Below are 1,196 nucleotides of genomic sequence, written 5' to 3'. Positions count from 1 at the left end.
GCTTCTTTATGATCGACCATAGGAGCCGGGTAGTCAATATCAGCAAAGTCGCCGCCTTTGGTCAGTGCTTTACGTAGTTTATTCTCATCATGCAATATGCTGGCAGGAACGTCTTTGAGCTCAGGCAGCCAAGTCTTGATAAACAGCGCTTTTGGATCGTGGCTTTTGCCTTGGCTAAAGGGATTCATAATACGGAAGTAAGGGGCAGAGTCAGTACCCGTTGAAGCGCTCCATTGCCAGCCGCCGTTATTAGAGGCAAAGTCACCATCAACAAGCTGACTCATAAAGTAGCGCTCACCCCAGCGCCAATCAATTAATAAATCCTTGGTCAAAAACATTGCTGTGACCATACGCAAGCGATTGTGCATAAAGCCATTGGTATTTAAGCTACGCATCGCGGCATCAACGAAGGGTACGCCCGTCTTGCCCGTGCACCATGCCTCAAAGTCCTCTTCGTTGTATGACCAGTTAATCTTGGCGTCGGTCTCTTCTTTGTAGGCTTTGTGGCGGATGAGTTTAGGTTTGACAGTTAATACATGACGATAAAAATCGCGCCATGCCAGCTCACTAATCCAGCGATTGATGTCTTCATTGTCGCCATCATTGCCATGTAATTTATCTTGCGCTTTTACCGCCTGTAGGTAGCACTCTCTAGGACTAATGCTGCCGATGGTGAGATAGGCTGACATGTGGCTAGTGCCTTGCAAGATAGGCTTGTCACGGCTGACGTTGTAATTATTGATATCATCGCTTGTAAATTGCTCTAATCGCGCGCGTGCTGCGGCCTCGCCAGCAGGATAGTGCTCGCGTGCTTGCTCTAACTGCGCGCTATAATCAATATGTTGATAAGCGGCGTTTTTATCTAATGCCGCTTGATAGTCTTGTACGATCTGAGTGCTTAGCTCTTCGATATCTTTGAGCGTGCTTGCGCTGCTATCTACTGACGTAAGATTAATGAGTGCATCAGTCGTCTCATTATTACTCTTTACCACCACCGCGTTGTGGCTCTCAAGCTGACTGACTTCTAAGGTATGACGCCACTTTTTGTAAAACGGCGTAAACACTTTGTACATGGTGTCACTATCATTGGTAGTGATGCTTTGCGGCGGCAATATACACTGGTCATGATGACGTATGAACTCAATGTCTAGCTCAGCGAGCTGCTTGGCTAATGCTTCATCCCGAGCGATCTCGCG

1 protein-coding gene is annotated in these 1,196 nt (G+C 47.4%); it reads right to left on the bottom strand.

Annotation, left to right across the window (positions count from 1 at the left end):
• The coding region (locus ACTXGO_RS14125; protein WP_443574961.1) for a cryptochrome/photolyase family protein at positions 1–1,196 on the bottom strand (1,196 nt) is incomplete at both ends.

The organism is Psychrobacter sp. T6-1 (assembly GCF_052258445.1).
The sequence above is the reverse complement of the archived record's forward strand: the minus strand, read 5'-3'. Positions and strand labels throughout refer to the sequence as shown.